The organism is Pseudomonas sp. MWU16-30317 (genome assembly GCF_020515695.1).
Lineage (GTDB): Bacteria > Pseudomonadota > Gammaproteobacteria > Pseudomonadales > Pseudomonadaceae > Aquipseudomonas.
The window spans coordinates 180003-202643 of sequence record NZ_JAIWJA010000005.1 but is presented as its reverse complement, the minus strand read 5'-3'; the positions used below and the strand labels follow the sequence as shown (position 1 = coordinate 202643).

General features: G+C 60.1%; 23 protein-coding genes. 16 read left to right on the top strand and 7 right to left on the bottom strand.

The genetic code is table 11. From position 1 onward, the window contains the following. Positions 1-120: 120 nt before the first annotated feature. The 4 genes from metG (at position 121) to LIX93_RS16150 (ending at position 4053) form a co-directional block, all read left to right on the top strand. A complete protein-coding gene (metG, locus tag LIX93_RS16165; protein WP_226505061.1) occupies positions 121-2163 on the top strand; it encodes a methionine--tRNA ligase in 2043 nt (680 codons plus the stop codon). A gap of 72 nt (positions 2164-2235) precedes the next feature. Continuing rightward, positions 2236-3102, top strand: coding sequence for an electron transport complex subunit RsxB (gene rsxB, locus LIX93_RS16160; protein WP_346015225.1), 867 nt, complete (start codon positions 2236-2238; stop codon positions 3100-3102). After that, a complete protein-coding gene (gene nth / locus LIX93_RS16155; protein WP_226505060.1) occupies positions 3099-3737 on the top strand; it encodes an endonuclease III in 639 nt (212 codons plus the stop codon). Before rsxB ends, nth begins: the two co-directional genes overlap by 4 nt. A 136-nt stretch (positions 3738-3873) precedes the next feature. Then, positions 3874-4053: a hypothetical protein gene (locus LIX93_RS16150; RefSeq protein WP_226505059.1), complete on the top strand. Its 180-nt coding sequence runs from the start codon at positions 3874-3876 to the stop codon at positions 4051-4053. Between the two features lie 85 nt (positions 4054-4138). Here LIX93_RS16150 and LIX93_RS16145 read toward each other — a convergent pair whose 3' ends face one another. Further along, positions 4139-4771 carry a response regulator transcription factor gene (locus tag LIX93_RS16145; protein ID WP_226505058.1) on the bottom strand — a complete coding sequence of 211 codons (633 nt, stop codon included), beginning with the start codon at positions 4769-4771 and terminating at the stop codon, positions 4139-4141. Between the two features lie 502 nt (positions 4772-5273). Between LIX93_RS16145 and LIX93_RS16140 the strand changes: the two genes are divergently transcribed. Continuing rightward, complete coding sequence (locus tag LIX93_RS16140) at positions 5274-5795, top strand: hypothetical protein (protein ID WP_226505057.1); 522 nt, start codon at positions 5274-5276, stop codon at positions 5793-5795. Positions 5796-5879: 84 nt separating this feature from the next. On the opposite strand, the gene LIX93_RS16135 is transcribed toward LIX93_RS16140, so the two are convergent. Continuing rightward, a complete protein-coding gene (locus tag LIX93_RS16135; protein ID WP_226505056.1) occupies positions 5880-7097 on the bottom strand; it encodes an argininosuccinate synthase in 1218 nt (405 codons plus the stop codon). Between the two features lie 183 nt (positions 7098-7280). Continuing rightward, on the bottom strand, positions 7281-8321 hold the full coding sequence (locus LIX93_RS16130) for an OmpA family protein (RefSeq protein ID WP_346015224.1): 1041 nt from the start codon (positions 8319-8321) through the stop codon (positions 7281-7283). Between the two features lie 130 nt (positions 8322-8451). Here LIX93_RS16130 and pyrC point away from each other — a divergent pair, with 130 nt between their 5' ends. The 4 genes from pyrC to bfr all read left to right on the top strand — a co-directional run bounded on the left by pyrC (position 8452) and on the right by bfr (position 11287). Further along, positions 8452-9498, top strand: a complete 1047-nt coding sequence (gene pyrC, locus LIX93_RS16125) for a dihydroorotase (protein ID WP_226505055.1) — start codon at positions 8452-8454, stop codon at positions 9496-9498. Continuing rightward, entirely contained in the window at positions 9495-10169 is a 675-nt protein-coding gene (gene rnt / locus LIX93_RS16120) for a ribonuclease T (protein WP_226505054.1), read from the top strand. The genes pyrC and rnt overlap by 4 nt, the downstream gene beginning before the upstream one ends. A 222-nt stretch (positions 10170-10391) precedes the next feature. Next, on the top strand, positions 10392-10610 hold the full coding sequence (locus LIX93_RS16115) for a bacterioferritin-associated ferredoxin (RefSeq protein WP_226505326.1): 219 nt from the start codon (positions 10392-10394) through the stop codon (positions 10608-10610). 200 nt (positions 10611-10810) lie between these two features. Continuing rightward, complete coding sequence (gene bfr, locus LIX93_RS16110) at positions 10811-11287, top strand: bacterioferritin (RefSeq protein ID WP_226505053.1); 477 nt, start codon at positions 10811-10813, stop codon at positions 11285-11287. 121 nt (positions 11288-11408) lie between these two features. Here bfr and grxD read toward each other — a convergent pair whose 3' ends face one another. Both grxD and LIX93_RS16100 read right to left on the bottom strand, forming a co-directional pair. Further along, positions 11409-11756 carry a Grx4 family monothiol glutaredoxin gene (gene grxD / locus LIX93_RS16105; protein WP_226505052.1) on the bottom strand — a complete coding sequence of 116 codons (348 nt, stop codon included), beginning with the start codon at positions 11754-11756 and terminating at the stop codon, positions 11409-11411. Between the two features lie 130 nt (positions 11757-11886). After that, positions 11887-12186: a hypothetical protein gene (locus LIX93_RS16100; RefSeq protein WP_226505051.1), complete on the bottom strand. Its 300-nt coding sequence runs from the start codon at positions 12184-12186 to the stop codon at positions 11887-11889. Positions 12187-12660: 474 nt separating this feature from the next. Between LIX93_RS16100 and argF the strand changes: the two genes are divergently transcribed. Together argF and LIX93_RS16090 are read left to right on the top strand one after the other, a co-directional pair. Further along, complete coding sequence (gene argF, locus LIX93_RS16095; RefSeq protein ID WP_226505050.1) at positions 12661-13581, top strand: ornithine carbamoyltransferase; 921 nt, start codon at positions 12661-12663, stop codon at positions 13579-13581. Next, on the top strand, positions 13578-14618 hold the full coding sequence (locus tag LIX93_RS16090) for an ABC transporter ATP-binding protein (protein WP_226505049.1): 1041 nt from the start codon (positions 13578-13580) through the stop codon (positions 14616-14618). Before argF ends, LIX93_RS16090 begins: the two co-directional genes overlap by 4 nt. Positions 14619-14698: 80 nt before the next feature. On the opposite strand, the gene LIX93_RS16085 is transcribed toward LIX93_RS16090, so the two are convergent. Together LIX93_RS16085 and ybaK are read right to left on the bottom strand one after the other, a co-directional pair. Beyond that, positions 14699-15481: a PhzF family phenazine biosynthesis protein gene (locus LIX93_RS16085; RefSeq protein WP_226505048.1), complete on the bottom strand. Its 783-nt coding sequence runs from the start codon at positions 15479-15481 to the stop codon at positions 14699-14701. Between the two features lie 40 nt (positions 15482-15521). Further along, positions 15522-15992 carry a Cys-tRNA(Pro) deacylase gene (gene ybaK, locus LIX93_RS16080; RefSeq protein ID WP_226505047.1) on the bottom strand — a complete coding sequence of 157 codons (471 nt, stop codon included), beginning with the start codon at positions 15990-15992 and terminating at the stop codon, positions 15522-15524. A gap of 325 nt (positions 15993-16317) precedes the next feature. On the opposite strand from ybaK, the gene LIX93_RS16075 reads away from it, so the two are divergent. From LIX93_RS16075 to LIX93_RS16055, 5 genes are all read left to right on the top strand, one after another. Next, a complete protein-coding gene (locus tag LIX93_RS16075; RefSeq protein WP_226505046.1) occupies positions 16318-17175 on the top strand; it encodes an MIP/aquaporin family protein in 858 nt (285 codons plus the stop codon). A 54-nt stretch (positions 17176-17229) separates the two neighbouring features. After that, positions 17230-18732: a glycerol kinase GlpK gene (gene glpK / locus LIX93_RS16070; RefSeq protein WP_226505045.1), complete on the top strand. Its 1503-nt coding sequence runs from the start codon at positions 17230-17232 to the stop codon at positions 18730-18732. Between the two features lie 119 nt (positions 18733-18851). Beyond that, positions 18852-19607 carry a DeoR/GlpR family transcriptional regulator gene (locus LIX93_RS16065; protein ID WP_226505044.1) on the top strand — a complete coding sequence of 252 codons (756 nt, stop codon included), beginning with the start codon at positions 18852-18854 and terminating at the stop codon, positions 19605-19607. Positions 19608-19872: 265 nt separating this feature from the next. Further along, positions 19873-21408, top strand: coding sequence for a glycerol-3-phosphate dehydrogenase (glpD, locus tag LIX93_RS16060; protein ID WP_226505043.1), 1536 nt, complete (start codon positions 19873-19875; stop codon positions 21406-21408). 310 nt (positions 21409-21718) lie between these two features. Further along, positions 21719-22633: a glutamate/aspartate ABC transporter substrate-binding protein gene (locus LIX93_RS16055; protein WP_226505042.1), complete on the top strand. Its 915-nt coding sequence runs from the start codon at positions 21719-21721 to the stop codon at positions 22631-22633. Positions 22634-22641 lie beyond the last annotated feature (8 nt).

Sequence of the window (22641 nt, the reverse complement as noted above, 5' to 3'; positions counted from 1 at the left end):
GGCTATCCTAGCGCTTATCACCGCACATCAACAGCGACACGGGCAATGCTCGGGGATGAAAAAAAACGCCTTGGGCTTTATAGTGGTCGGTCTTCGATCCCGTTCAAGTAGCCGAGCCCCATGTCCGAGCCCCGCAAGATTCTCGTCACCAGCGCCCTGCCCTATGCCAATGGTTCCATCCATCTTGGCCACATGCTCGAGTACATCCAGACCGACATGTGGGTGCGTTTCCAGAAGCACCTTGGCAATCAGTGCACTTATGTCTGTGCGGACGACGCTCACGGTTCGGCCATCATGCTGCGCGCCGAAAAACAGGGCATCACCCCGGAACAGCTGATCGACGAGGTCAAGGCCGAGCACAGCGCCGACTTCGCGGATTTTCTGGTCGACTTCGACAACTTCCACTCGACCCACGCCGAAGAAAACCGCGAGCTGTCGTCGCAGATCTACCTCAAGCTGCGCGATGCCGGGCACATTGCCACTCGTTCGGTGACTCAGTATTTCGACCCGGACAAGAAAATGTTCCTGGCCGACCGCTTCATCAAGGGCACCTGCCCCAAGTGCGGCACCGAAGACCAATACGGCGACAACTGCGAGAAATGCGGTGCGACCTACGCCCCGACCGAGTTGAAGAACCCCAAGTCGGCGATCTCCGGAGCGACACCGGTGCTCAAGGACTCGGAACATTTCTTCTTCAAGCTCAGCAGCTTCCAGGACATGCTCAAGACCTGGACTCGCAGCGGCAGCCTGCAGGACGCCGTCGCCAACAAGCTCGCCGAGTGGCTGGACGCCGGTCTGCATGACTGGGACATCTCCCGTGACGCGCCATACTTCGGCTTCGAGATCCCTGACGCGCCAGGCAAGTATTTCTACGTGTGGCTGGACGCACCGATCGGCTACATGGCGAGCTTCAAGAACCTCTGCGCGCGCCGCCCGGAACTGGACTTCGACGCCTACTGGGCCACGGACTCGACTGCCGAGGTGTACCACTTCATCGGCAAGGATATCGTCAACTTCCATGCGCTGTTCTGGCCCGCCATGCTCGAAGGCGCCGGCTATCGCAAGCCGACCGCACTCAACGTGCACGGTTACCTGACCGTCAACGGCCAGAAGATGTCCAAGTCGCGCGGCACCTTCATCAAGGCCCGCACCTACCTGGATCACCTGGCGCCGGAATACCTGCGTTACTACTACGCCTCCAAACTGGGCCGCGGCGTCGACGACCTCGACCTCAACCTCGATGACTTCGTGCAGAAGGTCAACTCCGACCTGGTCGGCAAAGTGGTCAACATCGCCAGCCGTTGCGCCGGATTCATCCATAAAGGCAATGCCGGCACCTTGGTCGCCGGCAACGCCGCGCCCGAGTTGACCGACGCGTTCCTGGCCGCCGCGCCAAGCATCGGCGAGGCCTATGAGAACCGTGATTTTGCCCGCGCCATGCGCGAAATCATGGCCCTGGCCGACCGTGCCAACGCCTGGATCGCCGAAAAGGCGCCGTGGTCACTGGCCAAGCAGGAAGGCAAACAGGATGAAGTCCAGGCCATCTGCGCCTTGGGCGTCAACCTGTTCCGTCAACTGGTGATCTTCCTCAAGCCGGTGCTGCCGAACCTGGCCGCCGACGCCGAAGCTTTCCTCAACGTCGCGCCGCTGACCTGGGACGACCACAACACTCTGCTGGCCGATCACCCGCTCAACCCGTTCAAGGCGCTGATGAACCGTATCGACCCGGTCAAGGTGCAAGCCATGAGCGACGCCTCCAAGGAAGACCTGGCCGCGAGCGATACAGGCGCGCCTGCCGCTGGCAACGGTGAACTGCTCAAGGAGCCACTGGCCGCCGAGATCGAGTTTGACGCCTTTGCCGCCGTCGACCTGCGCGTCGCGCTGATCCTCAAGGCCGAAGCCGTCGAGGGCGCCGACAAGCTGCTGCGCCTGACGCTCGACATCGGCGATCAACAGCGCAACGTGTTCTCCGGCATCAAGAGCGCCTACCCCAACCCCGCCGAACTGGAAGGGCGGCTGACCATGATGATCGCCAACCTCAAACCGCGCAAAATGCGCTTCGGCATGTCTGAAGGCATGGTGCTGGCTGCGGGCCCAGGTGGCGACGAAATCTACCTGCTCAGTCCGGACAGCGGCGCGAAACCGGGCCAACGCATCAAGTAGCCCGCGTGCCGATCTGGCAGACACCAGGTCGGCTTGGTTGCCCTATCCAGCCCCTTCCATTCGACCGATCCCATGAGCCTGATCCAACGCATCGATGCCCTGCTGCCGCAAACCCAATGCGGCAAATGCGGCCATCCGGGCTGCAAGCCCTATGCGCAAGGCATTGCTGCCGGCGAGCCGATCAACCGCTGCCCGCCGGGCGGTAGCGAAACCATTGCCGCCCTCGCCGAGCTGCTGCACATCCCCGTCATCGAGTTGGACCTGCAACGGGGCGATGCCCCAGCCCAGGTCGCCTTCATTCGCGAAGCCGAGTGCATCGGTTGCACCAAATGCATTCAGGCCTGCCCGGTGGACGCCATCCTCGGCGCTGCCAAGCAGATGCATACCGTATTGATCGACGAATGCACCGGCTGCGACCTGTGCGTGGCGCCATGTCCGGTCGACTGTATCGATCTGATCCCGCTGGCCGACCTGAAGCAGCCAGTGATCGCCTTGGTGGGCGACCTGGCCCTGGCACCTATCCAGCGGCAACTGCGCACTGACAAACGCGACCAGGCCCGGCGACGCTTCGAAAATCGCACCGCCCGCCTGCAACGTGATTTGCAGCGCAAACAGGTGGCCCGACAGTCCAGGCTCGCGGCGTCTGACGTGCCTGATACTGCAGTGCGCCCAGTCTCAGGTACACCCCTCTCGGCGATCGAGCGGATCAAGGCGCAAAAGGCCTTGGCCCAGAACACCGCGCTGAAACAGGCAAAAATCGCCGTGGCCATGACCCGCGCTCAAGTCAACAAGACTCGCCAGGCCTACGATTCGCCGCCGACCGCCGAACAGTTCGCGCGCCTGCAGACCTTGCAGGATGAACTCGACGCGGCCGAAGCCAACCTGCTGCGCTTGCAACCCCCTACCCTTGCCCCTACTCAGGATTGCCGACCGCGATGAATGCGCTCAAACGCCGAGAAATGTTCCGCCGCTGGCACGAGGACAACCCCGAGCCGAAAACCGAATTGGCCTACAGTTCGGCGTTCGAGCTGCTGATCGCGGTGATCCTGTCGGCGCAGTCCACGGATGTCGGGGTCAACAAGGCCACTGCCAAGTTGTATCCCGTGGCCAATACGCCGGCGGCCATCTACGCGCTGGGTGTGGAAGGACTGTCGGAGTACATCAAGACCATCGGCCTGTACAACAGCAAGGCCAAGAATGTCATCGAGACCTGCCGCCTGCTGGTGGAGCTGCATGGCGGGGAAGTGCCGCAGAGCCGAGAAGCCCTCGAAGCACTGCCAGGGGTTGGGCGAAAAACCGCCAACGTGGTGCTCAATACCGCGTTCAGGCAGCTGACCATGGCCGTAGACACCCACATTTTCCGCGTATCGAATCGCACCGGACTGGCTCCTGGCAAGAATGTGGTGGACGTTGAAAAAGCCCTGATGAAATTCGTGCCCCGCGAATATTTGCTGGATTCCCATCACTGGCTGATCCTCCACGGTCGCTATGTATGCCAGGCGCGCAAGCCCCGTTGCGGCAGTTGCCGAGTCGAAGACCTGTGCGATTACCGGTTCAAGACCTCGGACGATTGAGGCTCCCATGACCGTTCGTTAGCTATTCATTGGTTCTTTATAGAAAAAGCGCATCACTCGATTGAAAAAATCTTTTTCCCCCGGTCACCGAATATCGCTATAAGAGGCGCCAACGGCCCATGCCTGGAGAGGACAGATGAGCACTGGTAAAGAACAACTGGATGTTGACGAAGATTTTGTCGCGGGCGATAACGACGAGGCCGAGGCACCGGTGGAAGTCGCGAAGACCAATTTGAGCAAACGCCGCACCATCGATAACCTGCTGGAGGAACGACGGCTGCAAAAACGCCTGGCCGATCTGGACTTCGATATCTAGCAACCGGCGCCTGCGAACGGCCCACTGTTGGCGACATTGCGCCTATCCCTCGCTGGCGTCCGGCGGCGACATGTGCCTGCATCGCTCAAACGAGGCCATTGCGCTGGGCGAGCTCTATCAGATCTACCAGCGAGCGGGCATTGAGCTTGCTTAGCAGCCGAGTCTTGTAGGTACTCACCGTCTTGTTACTGAGGCACATGCCCTCGGCGATCTCCTTGTTGCTCTTGCCTTGAGCCAACTGCTGCAACACCATCATCTCTCGCCCGGACAGGCGGTCGACCATGTCTGCCTCAGAGGCATTCGCCATGTCGGCTCGGACCGAATGCAAGGCCTGATTGGGAAAGTAGCTGTACCCGGAGAGGACAGCCCTGATGGCGCTCAGCAGCTCCGTGAGGTTCTGCTCCTTGCACACGTACCCCGCCGCACCAGACTGCATGCAACGTCCGGAAAAGTGTCCAGGCGTCTGCGAGGTCAGCACCAGCACCTTGACGGGCGGGGCATGAACCGGCGCCGTCAGGCGATGAATGACCTCAAGCCCGCCAAGCCTGGGTATACGTATATCGAGGATCACGATGTCCGGCTTGTGTTCCCGCGCCAGCTGCAGAGCATCGACGCCGTTATCGGTTTCCGCCACCACCTCGTAGCCGTGCCGTTCCATCAGCATGCGCACCGCCAGGCGAACGACCGGATGATAATCCACGATCAGCACTCTATTCATGGGGCATCCAAATTTCGCTGTTAGAATTTTTAGAGCGCGCAAGATAGCGCAGTCTTTCTTCCGTTTGCATCGCAGTACTCCATCCAACTAGTGGTTGAGACGATTCCTACAACAGCGAACGAATTTTCCTACAGAATATCTTTCCGATATCACCGTAAAGCATCGTCAGCCGGCCTCGCCAACAGCTATCTCCGCGCAAGCCCAAACGGTACACAAGCGGTTAGTGATCAGCAAACGACTTGACATCAGCAATCTTCACAAGGCGTTACCGAGCATCAGGCATAACTTCTAAATGTTTTAACTTGTTATTCCATTTCAAGAAGCAGGCCACCGATTCAATGCGCTATCTATGTACGGGGTCGCTCCGCCAAGGGATTGAGACAATCGAGAAAACCACTCGCGCACCTCTGGATAGAGCCTGACGCTGCACCGCGAAGCACGCAGACTGGCTCGACAGACATTGACCAGCAGACAGTGCCGCATCGACCTGGAGCGCCAACTCATGGAAAGCACGCAACTAGCCAAAAGCCCGCTGACGATCATTGCAATATTTGCAGCGACAATAGAAGCCTCTGCGCTTGCATCACTGCCACTGCTCGAATCGGACAATCAATACATATATACGTGGTTTCTGATTGGCTTCCCGCCTTTTTTGACACTGCTGTTTTTTGTGACACTTAATTTCAACAATCGGGCACTCTATTCACCGTCAGACTTTACTGACCAGGAGAACTTCCTGAAGACCCAAAATACCAGCAAGGAAGCGCCTGCCGGCGTTTCCGGCACTGCCACTGATTACAATCAATTGGCCATTGCCGCCCGCGCCGCGAGCAAGATTGCCGAGTCGGCTTACCTGCCATTACCCGGTGGGTTGGTGCATGTCATCGACTGCCAGCATGTCAGGGACCGCCACCACTGCTTCGAACTGATCGAGAAAATCAGCGCGCTGTCTCGGGCCAGTGATCAGCAGACGGTGGATAGCCAAGTGGTGATATTGGTCAGCAGCGATCGGCTGGGCACTTGATGTACCAGGCAGGCCTCCCGACCAATAGCCCGAAACGAAAAAGCCCCGGCATGAGCCAGGGCTTTTTCAGTCAGCAACCGTCGATCAGAACAGTTTGCGACCTTTGTTTGCAGCAATACGCATGCGCAACGCATTGAGCTTGATGAAGCCCGCAGCATCCGCCTGGTTGTAGGCGCCGCCATCTTCTTCGAAGGTAGCGATATTGGCGTCGAACAGCGATTCGTCGGACTTGCGCCCGGTAACGATAACGTTGCCCTTGTACAGTTTCAGACGAACTACGCCATTCACGTGCGCCTGGGAGGCGTCGATCATCTGCTGCAGCATCAGACGCTCCGGGCTCCACCAGTAGCCGGTGTAGATCAGGCTGGCGTACTTGGGCATCAGCTCATCCTTGAGGTGCGCGACTTCGCGATCAAGGGTGATGGACTCGATGGCGCGGTGCGCGCGCAGCATGATAGTGCCGCCCGGGGTTTCGTAGCAGCCACGGGACTTCATGCCCACGTAACGGTTTTCGACGATATCGAGACGGCCGATACCGTGTTGGCCACCAATACGATTGAGGGTCGCGAGCACGGTGGCCGGGGTCATCTCGACGCCGTCGAGTGCCACGATGTCACCGTTGCGGTAGGTCAGCTCCAGGTACTGCGCCTGGTCGGGCGCCTTCTCCGGGGAGACGGTCCAACGCCACATGTCTTCTTCGTGCTCGGTCCAGGTGTCTTCCAGCACGCCGCCTTCATAGGAGATGTGCAGCAGATTGGCATCCATGGAGTAAGGCGATTTCTTCTTGCCGTGACGCTCGATTGGGATAGCGTGCTTTTCAGCGTAATCCATCAGTTTCTCGCGGGACAGCAGGTCCCACTCGCGCCACGGAGCGATCACCTTGACGCCCGGCTTGAGGGCATAGGCGCCCAGCTCGAAACGCACCTGGTCGTTGCCCTTGCCGGTCGCACCATGGGAGATGGCGTCGGCGCCGGTTTCGTTGGCGATTTCGATCAGGCGCTTGGCGATCAGCGGACGAGCGATGGACGTACCCAGCAGGTACTCGCCTTCATAGACGGTGTTGGCGCGGAACATCGGGAACACGAAATCGCGCACGAACTCTTCGCGCAGGTCGTCGATGTAGATTTCCTTGACGCCCATGGCCTGAGCCTTGGCGCGTGCCGGTTCGACCTCTTCGCCCTGACCCAGGTCAGCGGTGAAGGTCACGACTTCACAGTTATAAGTATCCTGCAGCCACTTGAGGATCACCGAAGTGTCCAGGCCGCCGGAATACGCCAGAACGACCTTGTTTACGTCCGCCATGCCATCACTCCACGGGGTTGTACGGAAAACCGCTGATTCTACCGTCCAAACCCGTGAAATTACAGTGGCGCGACAGCCAATGACGACAAAGCGACGGTTTATTGTGTTTTTCTGCGCTGCATTCCGCTGTTGCGGTGAGCTCTGCCCGCGCGGCTTCGCGCGCAGAGCTCACTGCCACAGGGTTCAGGGTTTGGCAGGTGTGGCGGGCTTGGCCGGTGCCGCGGCGGCTACGGGAGGGGCTGCGGCAGGTGCAGCCGGTACCGCAGGCTTGGCGGGTGTCACCGGTATCACCGACGCCGCCGAGGCAGGCGCTTGCGCACTGGGGACGGGCGTCGGCGGCATGACGAACGGTGCAGGAGCGGCTTTCTGCTCGCCCGTGACCCGCTCAAGCTCGATATTCACCCGACGGTTACGGGCGCGGTTGGCCGGCGAATTGTTCGGCACCAGCGGAAACTGCTCGCCATGGAAGCGCATGACGATATGCTCTTCCGGCACGCCATTGGCCTTCAGGTACTCCATCACCGCCAGTGCACGACGGCGGGACAGATCGCGGTTGGTCAGGCGATTGCCGCTGTTGTCGGAGTGACCATCGAGCTCGACATGGTTGACGGTCGGGTCGGCCTTCATGAACGCCAGAATCACGTCCAGATGTTTCTTCGCTGCGGCGTCCAGTTCGATGTCCTTGGGAAAGCCGACCTGGGATTCGCGCACCTGGTCAAAGTTCATCGACAGCAACTTGCCAGCGCATATCTGGAAATCACCGTAGGCTTTGCTGAAATTGATCGGCAACACCCGCACTTCAGTACCCCGCGGGCCCTCACCGGCACCGCTGCGCACCACTACGCTGCGGCCTTCGAGCAGGCCGTTGAGCAGTCGGCTGGCCTGCCCCTGGGTGCTGCTCAACAGATTATCGCCCGCGCCCAGGCGCACCGCACCGAGGTTGATATCGTTGCGCCCAGGCTGCCAGGCAGCAGCGGCGGCCAGTAACGTCGCCGAGCCACTGCCCAGCATGGACGAGGTCGAGGCCAGGTGAAAAGTGGCCTGCTCGCCGGCACGGCGCACAAAGGCGCCGCTGCCGAAACCGCTGACTGGTTGGGTCAAGCGGCACTCGAACTGATCGCCGTCGACCGTCCAGGCCGCATTCTCCATGCGTGTCTGGAAGGTCAGCGCCATGACAGGCAAGCTGGCGAATGCAGTGAATAAGGCTAGATAGAGCTGGCGCACGGGAGACTCCCCTGATTGCTTTTACATACTCTGGGGATATCGGTCGGTTGTGGCAAAACTTGATAGCGAGTGCCTGGACCGCCGTTTTCCGGTAGCATTCGCCGGGAGTTCGACCCGCCTGGAATCCCCAATGTCCGACCGCCTGACCCTCCTGCGTCCCGACGACTGGCACATCCATCTTCGAGATGGCGCAGTGCTTCCCCATACCGTAGCCGACGTGGCCCGCACCTTCGGGCGCGCGATCATCATGCCCAACCTGGTACCGCCGGTGCGCAACGCCGCCGATGCCACCGCCTACCGCCAGCGCATCCTCGATGCCCGCCCGGCCGGCAGCGCGTTCGAGCCCTTGATGACGCTGTACCTCACCGACCGCACCCAACCCGAAGATATCCGTGCGGCCTTTGCCACCGGCTTCGTGCGCGCCGCCAAGATGTACCCGGCTGGCGCCACCACCAACTCGGATTCCGGGGTCACCCACCTCGACAACATCAGCGCGGCCCTGGAAACCATGGCCGAGCTGGGCATGCTGTTGCTGGTGCACGGTGAAGTGACCCGTGGCGAGGTCGACGTGTTCGACCGCGAGAAACTGTTCATCGACGAGCATCTTCGCCGTGTGGTCGACCGCTTCCCGACGCTGAAGATCGTCTTCGAACATATCACCACCAGTGAAGCCGCGCAGTTCGTCACCGAGGCCCCGGCCAACGTCGCCGCGACCATCACTTGCCAGCATCTGTTGTACAACCGCAACCACATGCTGGTGGGTGGGATTCGCCCGCATTTCTATTGCCTGCCGATCCTCAAGCGCAACACCCACCAAGTGGCCTTGCTGGACGCCGCCACCAGCGGCAACCCGAAGTTTTTCCTCGGCAGCGACTCGGCGCCCCACGCTCAACACGCCAAAGAGGCCGCGTGCGGCTGCGCAGGTTGCTATACCGCCTACGGGGCCATCGAGCTGTATGCCGAAGCTTTCGAACAGCGTAACGCCCTGGATAAACTTGAGGGATTCGCCAGCCTGTTCGGCCCGGCGTTCTACGGTTTGCCGGTGAATACCGACAGCATTACCCTGGTCCGTGAAGAATGGACTGCCCCGGTCAGCCTGCCGTTTGGCGAGCAGACTGTCATTCCGCTGCGCGCCGGTGAAAAACTGCGCTGGCGCCTGCTGGAGAAAAATGCGTGAGTGAAGATCATTTCGATGACGAGTCCGAAGGCAGCGGCGGTGGCGGTTCGCGCCATCCCATGGCCGCACGCTTCCGCGGTTACCTGCCGGTAGTCGTCGATGTCGAAACCGGTGGTTTCAATTGCGCCACGGACGCCCTGCTGGAAATCGCCGCGACGACCATCGGCATGGACGAAAAAGGCTTCGTGTTCCCCGATCACACCTACTTCTTCCGAGTCGAACCGTTCGAGGGGGCCAATATCGAAGCGGCGGCATTGGAGTTCACCGGCATCAAGCTGGACCACCCGCTGCGCATGGCGGTGAGCGAAGAAACCGCCCTGACCGATATTTTCCGCGGTATCCGCAAGGCCTTGAAGGCCAACGGTTGCAAGCGGGCGATCCTGGTCGGCCACAACAGCAGCTTCGACCTTGGGTTCCTGAACGCTGCCGTGGTGCGCGGTGACATCAAGCGCAACCCCTTCCACCCCTTTTCGAGCTTCGACACCGCGACGCTGGCCGGCCTCGCCTATGGGCAGACCGTGCTGGCAAAAGCCTGTCAGGCGGCAGATATCGACTTCGACGGCCGCGAGGCTCACTCGGCTCGCTATGACACCGAGAAGACCGCCGAGCTGTTCTGCGGGATCGTCAATCGCTGGAAGCAAATGGGCGGCTGGCCGGACTACGACGAGTAAACAGCCAGCGTTATCTGTGGGGCTCTGCCCGCGAAAGCGATTTGTACTGCTCTCTGTGTGGGGGCCTCAACCGACGCCTTCGTGGGCAGAGCCGGCTCCCACCACGGAAGTGATCTGACCGTTCATCGCGGGTTACAGAGGTTTCATGTTCGTACTTTGACAAGCATTCTCATTACCATTAAGATCTCCGTCATCAGCTTTTCACCGCGACGGTTTTTCTCTATGTACGTCTGCCTCTGCAAAGGTGTCACCGATCGTCAAATCCGCGATGCAATCTTCGATGGCTGCTGCAGCTATCGGGAAGTCCGGGAAGCTACCGGCGTCGCTTCGCAATGTGGTAAATGCGCATGCCTGGCCAAGGATGTTGTCCGCGAGACGCTCACCGAACTCCAGGCAACCCAAGCGGCCATACCGTATCCAGTGGAATTTACTGCGGCTTGAATCCTCGATTTTAAAGAACCGGACCTAGTGTCCGGTTTTTTTATGCATGAAATTCAATTAGTTAGCACCATGATGCGGAACACAAACATTCTTATTCCGATTAATTTTCACTTATTATTCAATAACTTAGGTTTGACAGTCTTCGTGGCCAGGCTCAAACTCCGGCACATAGACAGTTAAAGAGCCGGTGAGGGCCAACCATGAAAGGCGATATCAGCGTTATCCAGCATCTCAACAGAGTCCTCGGGAACGAGCTGATTGCGATCAATCAGTACTTCCTGCACGCACGCATGTATGAGGACTGGGGCCTGAATCGCCTCGGCAAGCTCGAGTACAAAGAATCCATCGACGAGATGAAGCACGCTGACAAGATCATCAAGCGTATTCTCTTTCTGGAAGGCATCCCCAACCTGCAGGAACTGGGCAAGATCCTCATCGGTGAACACACCCAGGAAATGCTCGAATGCGACCTCAAGCTCGAGCATAAGGCCCATCAGGACCTCAAGGCCGCTATCGCCCACTGCGAAAGCGTTGGAGACTTCGGTAGCCGCGAAATGCTTGAAGATATCCTCGAATCGGAAGAAGAGCATATCGATTGGCTGGAAACCCAGCTTGGCCTGATCGACAAGATCGGTATCGAAAACTACTTGCAATCGGGCATGGGCGAAGAAGACTGACTTTCGGCCGGCCGTAAAAAAGCCCGGCTCCTGCAAAGGAGGCCGGGCTTTTTCATGGCTGGCAAACACTGCCTCTACTGTGGGAATGGGCAGGACCCGCTCCCACGACGCAGGCTAGACTTCAGGCGTCTGCCTGGGCCTCAGCGGCCTTGGCTTTTTCGACGGCAGCCTTGATGGTGGTTTGCAGCTCGCCGCTGGCGAACAGGTCAGCGATGATATCGCTGCCGCCGATCAGCTCGCCGCCCACCCACAGTTGCGGGAAGGTCGGCCAATTGGCGTACTTAGGCAGATTGGCGCGGATCTCCGGATTTTGCAGGATGTCCACGTAAGCGAATTTTTCGCCGCACTGCATGATGCACTGCGATGCCTTGGCCGAAAAACCACACTGCGGTGCATTGGGTGCACCTTTCATGTAGAGCAGTACGGTGTTGGCGGCAATCTGATCTTTGATCGTTTCGATGATATCCATTGGAGCACCTCGGCTAAACTTTCCGACTCAGAATGTCGGCACGGTGACCAATGGTAACAAAAAGCCGAGCAAAACGCTCAAGCATGGGACCACCGGCCCACTTTCATGAATCAAGGGGCAGCCCCTCGCCTCATGAAGTCAATGGCACAACCGTGGAAGGCGGGTTGAGCAGCTGGATCTCCAGCACGGTCTCGACCTCTTCCTGAGCCAATGGCACGCCCGTCAGCTCGCCGATCAGACGCCAATGCTCATCGAGCCCGGTGCTGATGGTCGCCATTCGGTCGATCATGCGTTTACCTGCGGCGCGGGTAACGGAGTCTTCACTGCGCAGCAGCTCGAACGACATCGACGTCATCGATGCCGTCAGATGGGTCAGCGTACGGGCGGTAATGCCCAGCAACTCCATCAATTGTTGCTCTCTTGAATCCATTCCACGACTCCCTGTATCGCATGGGACACACTATATATCTCACCCAAGGACTTTATGGAACGTCCCGCTATCGGATCGGAACGAATTGCGGGATGCCCGTCTCTACCAATGACCCTGGGCGTCTGCACGGAGTTCATTGCCAAAGACTGCAGGTCCAGTGTACAAAAAGCCCTGCTCGGCCCCCGTGGGAGTCAAACAGGCTCTGAAAAGGGCTGTTCACCGGCGCCTGTCATAAATCGTTGCACTCTTTCCCGAGGCATTCCAGTAGCGGTTTCTCGGTGGTCTCGCGGCATTATTTCTTGCAAACCCATCGATAAAGAGTAGCCGCTATTGGTAAGGCGCGACATTTTCTTATACGATCGCGTCTTCCCTTATTTTCGTCGCCCCGTGCGGCTTTCGCCCGCAGGTCTCAGCTGTTTTTGTCGAAACGGTCTTATAGACGATCTGCGGTCCGTTGCAAAAAGGTAGTCAATGATGAGCGCAAGGCACTTTCTCTCCCTGATGGATTGCACGCCCGATGAGTTGGTCGGCATCATTCGTCGAGGGGTCGAGCTCAAAGACCTGCGTAACCGCGGCGTACTGTTCGAACCGCTGAAAGGCCGTGTGCTGGGCATGATTTTCGAAAAATCCTCGACCCGTACCCGGCTGTCTTTCGAGGCTGGCATGATCCAGCTCGGTGGCCAGGCGATCTTTCTGTCGCCGCGCGATACCCAACTGGGTCGTGGCGAGCCGATCGGCGATTGCGCGGTCGTCATGTCAAGCATGCTCGACGTGATGATGATCCGCACCTATGCCCACAGCAATATCACCGAGTTCGCGGCCAGCTCCCGCGTACCGGTGATCAACGGCCTGTCCGACGATCTGCACCCCTGCCAGCTGCTGGCGGACATGCAGACCTTCCTCGAGCGCCGTGGCTCGATCAAGGGCCGCACCGTGGCCTGGATCGGGGATGGCAACAACATGTGCAACAGCTATATCGAAGCCGCTATCCAGTTCGATTTCCAGCTGCGCGTCGCCTGCCCGGAAGGTTTCGAACCGAACCCCAGATTCGTCGCCCTGGCTGGCGATCGCGTGCAGATTTTCCGTGATCCGAAAGAAGCCGTACGTGGCGCTCACCTGGTAAGCACCGACGTCTGGACCTCCATGGGCCAGGAAGAAGAAACCGCCCGGCGCCTCAAATTGTTCGCGCCCTATCAGGTCAACCGCGAGCTGCTCGACCTGGCGGCCAGCGATGTGCTGTTCATGCACTGCCTGCCCGCGCACCGCGGCGAAGAAATCAGCCTGGACGTGCTCGACGACCCACGCGCCGTGGCCTGGGATCAAGCCGAGAACCGCCTGCACGCCCAGAAAGCTCTGCTCGAATTCCTCGTCGAGACGGGCTATCACCCGGCATGAGCCTGCTCGAGCTTCACGACCTGGCCTGCAGCTATGGTGGCCAGCCCGTCGTCCAGCAATTGAATCTGCAGCTGCAAGCGGGCGACATCGGCTGTCTGCTGGGGGCTTCGGGGTGCGGCAAGACCACCACTCTGCGCGCCATCGCCGGTTTCGAGGCGGTGCACGCCGGTGAGATTCGCCTGGGCGGCAAAACCGTCGCCCGCTCCGGTTTCACCGTGGCACCCGAAAAGCGCCGGATCGGCATGGTGTTTCAGGACTACGCGCTATTTCCCCATCTGACGGTGACCGACAACGTACTGTTCGGTATTCGCCAGCAGGCCGAGGCGCGTACGCTGGCCGATGAAATGCTCGAGCTGGTCAACCTGCAAGGGCTGGGGCAGCGCTTCCCCCATGAGCTGTCCGGTGGCCAGCAGCAACGCGTCGCCCTCGCCCGCGCCCTGGCACCGCAACCGCAACTGCTGCTGCTCGACGAACCCTTCTCCAACCTCGATGTCGAGTTGCGTCGGCGCCTCAGCCATGAGGTACGCGATATCCTCAAGCACCGCGGCACCAGTGCCATCCTGGTCACCCACGACCAAGAAGAAGCCTTTGCCGTCAGCGATCAGGTCGGAGTGTTCAAGCAGGGCCGACTGGAGCAGTGGGATACGCCCTACAATCTCTATCACGCGCCAAAAACACCCTATGTTGCCAGCTTCATCGGCCAAGGGTTCTTCATCCGCGGCCAGCAGGGCCAGGGGCGAGGTGTGAACACCGAACTGGGTGAGGTGCAAGCCCATGCTGACGTCGCCCCAGGGGTTGCCGTCGATATACTGCTTCGCCCGGACAGCCTGCTGCACGCCCCCGACAGCCCGGTGCGGGCGCGGGTGCTGGGCACGGTGTTCCAGGGTGCGTCGATCCTGTACCGCCTGCAATTGCCCAGCGGCGCGGCGGTAGAGGCTTTGCTGCCAAGCCAGTTGCAGTACGCACTCGGGAGCGAAATCGGCATCGCGTTGCGACCCGGGCCGCTGGTCAGCTTTGCGCCGTCAGTCAGTCAATAATCCCGCTCCAGCAGCGCTAGCAAACCTGCTGGAGCAGGCTCTAGCCGCCAATGCCCCAGTTGCCACGCCAGTGCAGCCGGCTACTCCACCAGCAACCTGCCGCTGGCCACCAGCCTGACATATCCGCCGATTTTCACTCGATCGTCTTCCAACCTGCACGCCAGCTCACCGCCGCGGGCGGAACACTGCCAGGCGCTGAGCAACGTCTTGTTCAGACGATGCGACCAATAGGGAATCAAGCTGCAGTGAGTTGATCCGGTCACTGAATCTTCATTGATACCGATAGCCGGCGCGAAATAGCGCGAGACAAAATCGTGATGGTCGCCGCGAGCGGTGATAATCACCCCCGGCCATAACAATTTGGCCACTAACGCGAAGTCCGGCTGGCATGCCCTCACCGCCGCTTCCGATTCGAGCACCACCAGCAGCGACATCGACGCCAGCACATCGACCACCGGCGTGCGCAGCGCCCGCTCGACATCGACCGTCACGCCTAGCTCGCTGGGCTCGATAACTGGAAAGTCCAGCCACAGCCGACCACCTTCGCGGGTGACGCTCAAACGCCCGGACTTGCTGGCGAATTCGATGAAGTCGCCGGGCAATGCATAGATCTCGAACAGCACGTGGGCAGCGGCCAAAGTGGCGTGCCCGCACAGGGGGACCTCGGTGGTCGGGGTGAACCAGCGGATGTGCCAACCCGCCGCTTCGTGCACCACGAACGCCGTTTCTGCCAGGTTATGCTCTGCGGCAATCTGCTGCATCCGCCCGTCAGGCAACCAGGCGTCCAGGCGGTAGACGATGGCCGGATTCCCGGCGAACGGATGTTCGGTAAAAGCGTCAACCTGGTGAAAGTCCAGTGGCATGGCCAGACCTCTAGGATAAGCGAGCGACGATTGAAAAAACTTAGGCCTTGGCAATGGCGGCGAACTGAGCCTGGGTATGCTCGGCCAGCGTCGATGCCGCCAATTCCACCTCCAGACCACGACGACCGGCACTGACAAAGATCGTAGTAAAGGGTTGAGCCGATTGATCGATGAAAGTTCGCAGGCGTTTTTTCTGCCCCAACGGGCTGATGCCACCAAGAAGGTAGCCGGTAGAGCGCTGCGCCGCCGCCGGATCGGCCATCTCGCACTTTTTTACGCCGGCGGCCTGGGCCAGCGCTTTCAGATCGAGGCTACCCACCACCGGCACCACGGCCACCAGCAATTCGTGACGCTCAGTGGCGGCCAACAAGGTCTTGAACACCTGCTCAGGTTGCAGGGCGAGCTTTTCTGCCGCCTCCAAGCCGTAGGAGGCTGCTTTGGGATCGTGTTCGTAACTGTGAATCCGATGTTCGGCGCGGGCTTTTTTCAGTAAATCCAGAGCGGGTGTCATGAGGGCTCCTGCAATTCAGGGAAAGCGCCGGCTACCACACCGACGCCCAATGGATTCTGGCCGAAACGGCAGTATTTTTCCCCCTTGATCGACGCCTTGCGCAGTCTTTTCGCCATCATCGACCCGCCCGACGGTCATATAATGGCCGCTGGTTCACTTTCGACCTTTGACATATGCGTTTCTTGTCTATATTTTTTCGTTTGTGAAGATCGTGCGTCAAACTGCGACCATTCGCCGCGACACCGCCGACCGTGATGGGGTTTTACGGCCGGGACAATACAGAGCGCCACAACGGCGCCAGACAAAAACAAAAAAGAGGTACCACATGACCCACTCGATCCAGCAACCGACGTTGTCCAGTCAATGTGTGGCCGAATTTCTCGGAACCGCACTGTTCATCTTTTTCGGTACCGGCTGCGTGGCCGCGCTCAAGGTCGCGGGCGCCAGCTTCGGCCTGTGGGAAATCAGCATCATCTGGGGCGTGGGCGTCAGCCTCGGGGTGTATTTGAGTGCCGGTGTTTCCGGCGGCCATCTGAGCCCCGCGGTGAGCATCGCCTTGTGCGTGTTCGCCGGTTTCGAAAAACGCAAACTGCCGTTTTACATCGTTGCCCAAGTTGCCGGCGCCTTCTGCGGCGCGGCGCTGGTGTACACGCTGTACAGCTCGCTATTCTTCGATTACGAACAAACCCATCACATGGTGCGGGGCAGCGTCGAAAGCCTGCAACTGGCTTCGGTTTTCTCTACCTATCCGCATCCGGCCTTGAGCACCCCCCAGGCGTTTCTGGTCGAGATGGTCATCACCGCTATCCTGATGGCCGTGATCATGGCCCTCACCGATGACAACAACGGCGTGCGCCGCGGCCCGCTGGCACCGCTGCTGATTGGCTTGCTGGTGGCGGTCATCGGCAGCTCGATGGGCCCGCTGACCGGCTTCGCGATGAACCCGGCGCGGGATTTCGGGCCCAAGCTGATGACCTTCCTCGCGGGCTGGGGCGATATCGCCTTCACCGGTGGTCGTGATATCCCCTATTTCCTGATTCCCATCTTTGCACCGATCATTGGTGCCTGCCTGGGTGCCGGGGCATACCGCGTGTTGATCGGCCGCAATCTGCCGGTCGCAACGCCCGAGCCCGTTGTTGCTGATACCGTCAAAAACATTGCCGGGGAAAAAGCCCGAGCCTGACCCGCTTCGTGCCCACCGTGCTGATTCATCCACTTTTTGCGCAAGGCCATCGCCATGACCGATATTCAGAACAAGAACTACATCATCGCCCTTGACCAAGGCACCACGAGTTCGCGGGCGATCATCTTCGATCGCGATGCCAATGTGGTGTGCAGCTCGCAGCGCGAATTCACTCAGCATTACCCGCAACCAGGCTGGGTCGAACACGATCCGATGGAAATCTTCGCCACGCAAAGCGCGACCATGGTCGAGGTCCTGGCAAAAGCGGGCCTGCACCATGATCAGGTCGCTTGCATCGGCATCACCAACCAGCGCGAAACCACCGTGGTCTGGGAAAAGGAAAGCGGCCGTCCCATCTACAATGCGGTCGTCTGGCAGTGCCGACGCAGCGCCGAGATCTGCCAGCAGCTCAAGCGGGACGGCATGGAAGAGTACATCAAGGCCACCACCGGTCTGGTGATCGACCCCTACTTCTCGGGCACCAAGCTCAAATGGATCCTGGACCACGTCGAAGGCAGCCGCGAACGCGCGCGCCGTGGCGAATTGCTGTTCGGCACCGTCGACAGCTGGCTGATCTGGAAATTCACGGGCGGCAAGACCCACGTCACCGACTTCACCAACGCCTCGCGCACCATGCTGTTCAACATCCACACGCTGGAGTGGGACGCCAAGATGCTCGAAACCCTGGACATCCCGCGCGAGATGCTGCCAGAGGTCAAATCGTCCTCCGAAATCTACGGCCGAACCAAGAGCGGCATCGCCATCGGCGGGATTGCCGGCGACCAGCAGGCAGCGCTGTTCGGGCAGATGTGCGTGGAACCGGGCCAGGCCAAGAACACCTACGGCACCGGCTGCTTCCTGTTGATGAACACCGGTTCCAAGGCGGTCGAATCCAAGCATGGCATGCTCACCACCATCGCCTGCGGCCCGCGCGGCGAAGTGGCTTACGCACTGGAAGGCGCGGTGTTCAACGGTGGTTCTACCGTGCAATGGCTGCGTGACGAGCTCAAGCTGGTCAACGATGCCTACGACACCGAGTACTTCGCCAGCAAGGTCAAGGACAGCAACGGCGTGTATCTGGTACCGGCCTTTACCGGCCTGGGCGCACCGTACTGGGACCCCTATGCCCGTGGCGCGCTGTTCGGCCTGACCCGCGGGGTCAAGGTCGATCACATCATCCGTGCCGCACTGGAATCAATCGCCTACCAGACCCGTGACGTCCTGGACGCCATGCAACAGGATTCCGGCGAACGTCTCAAGGCCTTGCGCGTGGATGGCGGCGCGGTAGCCAACAACTTCCTGATGCAGTTCCAGGCCGACATCCTCGGCACCCACGTCGAGCGCCCGCAAATGCGCGAGACCACGGCACTGGGCGCGGCGTATCTGGCAGGCCTGGCATGCGGTTTCTGGAAGAGCCTCGACGAGCTGCGCGGCAAGGCGGTGATCGAGCGCGAGTTCGAGCCACTGCTGGGCGAAGCGGAGAAAGAGAAGCTTTATGCCGGCTGGCAGAAAGCGGTCGAGCGCACCCGCGACTGGGAACCGCACGACGCGGATTGATTGCAGTCCGACAGGCGCCAGCCCTCTCTGGAGGAGGGGGCCGGCGCCGTGCATGCTGGCTCTAATGCCAATCCTGCGGCATCATGGGGGAATTTGTACGGCAGCCTGAAGGAATGCCCATGAACCTGCCTCCGCGCCAACAACAAATCATCGAACTGGTCCGCGAACGCGGCTACGTCAGTATCGAAGAAATGGCCCAGCTGTTCGTCGTTACCCCGCAGACCATCCGCCGCGACATCAATCAGCTCGCCGAGAGCAACCTGCTGCGTCGCTACCACGGCGGTGCGGCCTATGATTCCAGTATCGAAAACACCGCCTACGCCATGCGCGCCGATCAGATGCGCGACGAAAAACAGCGCATCGCAGAAGCCATCGCCGCGCAGATTCCGGACCATGCCTCGCTGTTCATCAACATCGGCACCACCACCGAATCCATCGCCCGCGCCCTGCTCAACCACAACCAGCTGAAGGTCATCACCAACAACCTGCACGTGGCTGCCATCCTCAGCGGCAAGGACGATTTCGAAGTGCTGCTGGCCGGCGGCAACGTGCGCCGCGATGGCGGTGTGGTGGGCCAGGCCAGTGTCGACTTCATCAATCAGTTCAAGGTCGATTACGCGCTGGTGGGTATCAGCGGCATCGACGAAGACGGCAGCCTGCTTGACTTCGATTATCAGGAAGTACGGGTATCCCAGGCGATCATCGCCAACGCGCGGCAAGTCATCCTGGCCGCCGACTCCAGCAAGTTCGGGCGCAACGCCATGGTCCGCCTGGGCCCGATCAGCCTGATCGACTGCCTGGTGACCGACCAACCACCGGTGGCTTCCCTGACCCAGCTGTTGAACCAGCACAAGGTGCGCCTCGAAGTGGTGTAACGCCACCCCAGCCCGTAGCGAGGGGGCTTGCCGCCGAATAGTGGCTCAGTCACACAGACGGTGGCTTCGGTAATGAAATCGGGGGCCCGCCCTCTCGCCCCCGCTGAATGTTCGTTAATGTTCCTTTCTTTAGCCCACTCCTGCATAAATTCAATCGAATTCGACTGGATACGCCTTCAGTATTGCGCTAGTATTTTCGAAATCGAACATGAATGTTCGAAATCACTCTAATAATTTGCGCCACATATGCTCAGGAGGCCGCCCGATGCCCCATTCAACCGTGACCACCCCACCGCTGGCCGAGGTTTACGACGTTGCCGTGATCGGTGGCGGCATCAATGGTGTCGGTATTGCTGCGGACGCTTCCGGCCGCGGACTGTCGGTATTCCTGTGCGAGAAGGACGACCTCGCCAGCCACACGTCGTCGGCCAGCAGCAAGCTGATCCACGGCGGCCTGCGTTACCTCGAACATTACGAATTCCGCCTGGTGCGCGAGGCGCTGGCCGAGCGTGAAGTGTTGCTGGCCAAGGCGCCGCACATCGTCAAGCCTATGCGCTTCGTGCTGCCGCACCGCCCGCATCTGCGCCCGGCCTGGATGATCCGCGCCGGCCTGTTCCTCTATGACCATTTGGGCAAGCGCGAGAAGCTGCCAGCCTCGCGCAGCCTGCGTTTCGGCGCCGACAGCCCGCTCAAGCCCGTGATCAGCCGCGGTTTCGAATATTCCGATTGCTGGGTCGATGACGCCCGCTTGGTGGTGCTCAACGCCATCGCCGCCCGTGAAAACGGCGCGCACATCCATACTCGCACCCGCTGCCTGAGCGCTCAGCGCGTCGGCGGCCAGTGGCTGGTGCAACTGGAGCGCGCCGATGGTTCGCGCTTCTCCATCACCGCCAAGGCGCTGGTCAATGCCGGCGGGCCATGGGTTGCCAAGTTCATTCGCGAAGATCTCAAGTTGGAGTCTGCGTACGGTATCCGCCTGATTCAGGGCAGCCACCTGATCGTGCCCAAGCTTTACGAAGGCGAAAACGCCTTCATCTTGCAGAACGAGGATCAGCGCATCGTTTTCGCCATTCCTTATCTGCAGCGCTTCACCATCCTCGGCACCACCGACCGCGAATACAGCGGTGATCCGTCCAAGGTCACCGTCACCGAGGAGGAGACCGACTACGTGCTGAACGTGGTCAATGCACACTTCAAGAAGCAGCTGACCCGCGACGACATCATCACCACCTACTCCGGCGTGCGCCCACTGTGCAACGACGAGTCCGACAATCCGTCGGCCATTACTCGCGACTACACCTTGTCGCTCAGCGGCTCGGCGCAAGAGGCCCCGTTGCTGTCGGTGTTCGGCGGCAAGCTGACCACCTACCGCAAGCTCGCCGAGTCGGCCATGGCCCAGTTGGCACCGTTCTTCAAGCAGATGACCGCACCTTGGACCGCTAAGGCAACGCTGCCTGGCGGCGAGGACATGACCACCCCGCAGGCGCTGGCGCAGACCCTCGAGAACCGCTTCGGCTGGTTGCCCGCAGGCCTTGCCCAGCGCTGGTCGATCACCTATGGCAGCCGCGTTTGGCAGCTGCTTGAGGGCGTGCAGGGGCTGAACGATCTGGGCGAACATCTGGGGGGCGGTCTGTATACCCGCGAAGTCGATTACCTGCGCAGCCAGGAATGGGCTTGCGAGGCCTACGACATCCTCTGGCGCCGCACCAAGCTCGGCCTGTTCACCACCCCGGAAGAGCAGGCCAATCTGGCGCGCTACCTGGACAAGGCCAAGCTGGCCAGCGGCACCGTGGCCGCCTGAGCCGATGCCTTCGCGGGCATGTCCGCTCCCACAGATTCACGCACCTGTGGGAGCGGGCTCTGCTCGCAAACAGGCTATCAACCCCGTTCGGATTTCCGAATCCTCGTCAGCCAAGCATTCGAAAAACCGTACATCACATTTGCGCCCTATCTCCCCCACACGCAAAAAATCCTTATAAATCAGTAGCAAAAACATCAACACGCAGGCTGGCACGACTTCTGCTCTACCCTTCTCATCGAATGCCTCAACAGGCGTTCGTTCGAGCGAGCCTGCGGGCTCCATAAAAAAAACAAAGTTCGAGGAGTAGTCGATGCGTATCGTTCCCCACCTGTTGGGCGTTGCCATTACCGCCGCACTGATCAGCACCCCCGTATTCGCCGCCGAGCTCACCGGCACCCTGAAAAAGATCAAGGAATCCGGGACCATCACCCTGGGCCACCGCGATGCGTCCATTCCGTTTTCCTACATCGCCGATGCCTCGGGCAAACCCGTTGGCTACTCCCACGACATCCAGCTCAAAATCGTCGACGCCCTGAAGAAAGACCTGGACATGCCGGACCTGAAGGTCAACTACAACCTGGTCACCTCCCAGACGCGTATCCCGCTGGTACAGAACGGCACTGTCGATCTCGAGTGCGGTTCCACCACCAACAACGCCGAACGCGCACAGCAAGTGGCGTTCTCGGTAGGCATCTTCGAGATCGGTACACGTTTGCTGTCCAAGCAAGGCTCGGACTACAAGGACTTTGACGACCTCAAGGGCAAGAACGTGGTGACCACCGCTGGCACTACCTCTGAACGCATCCTCAAGTCGATGAACGCCGACAAGCAGATGGGCATGAACATCATCTCGGCCAAGGACCATGGCGAATCGTTCCAGATGCTCGAATCAGGCCGCGCCGTGGCCTTCATGATGGACGACGCCTTGCTGGCCGGCGAAATGGCCAAGGCCAAGAAGCCCACCGACTGGGCCGTCACCGGCACCGCGCAGTCCTATGAAATCTACGGCTGCATGATGCGCAAGGGCGACGAGCCATTCAAAAAAGCCGTGGACGACGCCATCAAGGCCACTTTCGCGTCGGGCGATATCAACGGCATCTACAGCAAATGGTTCACCCAGCCGATCCCACCCAAGGGCCTGAACCTGAACTTCCCGATGAGCGACGAGCTCAAGCAACTGATCGCCAACCCCAGCGACCAGCCCGCCCCGGATAAAAAGCAGTAACAACTGAC